Source organism: Pseudomonas sp. LA5, assembly GCF_028640825.1.
In the GTDB taxonomy this organism is placed as follows: Bacteria; Pseudomonadota; Gammaproteobacteria; order Pseudomonadales; family Pseudomonadaceae; genus Chryseomonas; species Chryseomonas aestiva.
This window is the reverse complement of record NZ_JAQYZY010000003.1, coordinates 1-505: the sequence shown is the minus strand read 5'-3', so window position 1 is coordinate 505 and position 505 is coordinate 1. Positions and strand designations below refer to the sequence as shown.

Sequence of the window (505 nt, the reverse complement as noted above, 5' to 3'; positions counted from 1 at the left end):
TCCAGCCGAAGGCGCCCGGATAGGGTTGGGTCACGGCGCGCACCAGGTTGCCCAGCTCCACCGCCGGACGGCTCCACTGCAGCTCGCCATCGGCGGCGCTGCGGCGGCCAAAGGTGGTGGCCTGGCTCTCGTCCTGCTCGCGCTCGGTCAGGCGGCCTTCGGCCAGGGCCGGCAGGCTGTCGCGCAGGAGCGTCTGGCTGGCTTCGCGCAGCTTGGCGTGCAGGGTCAGGGCGGTGTCGTCGGCGGCGATGGCGACGCGCTGCTGGGCGACGATGGCGCCGGCGTCGGCGCGCTGGACCATGCGATGCAGGGTCACGCCGGTCTCGGTCTCGCCGTTGACCAGTACCCAGTTCGCCGGGGCGCGACCGCGATAGCGCGGCAGCAGCGAGCCGTGCAGGTTGTAGGCGCCGCGCTTGGCGCAGGCCAGGACGTCGTTGGACAGCAGGTTGCGGTAGTAGAAGGAGAAGATGAAATCCGGCTCCAGGGCGCGGATGCGCTCGACCCA

The 505-nt window shown here is 71.7% G+C and carries 1 protein-coding gene; it reads right to left on the bottom strand.

Annotated features, from left to right (window positions below):
* On the bottom strand, positions 1-505 hold a 505-nt coding region (locus tag PVZ72_RS00015), incomplete at both ends, for a formyltransferase family protein (protein WP_273860866.1).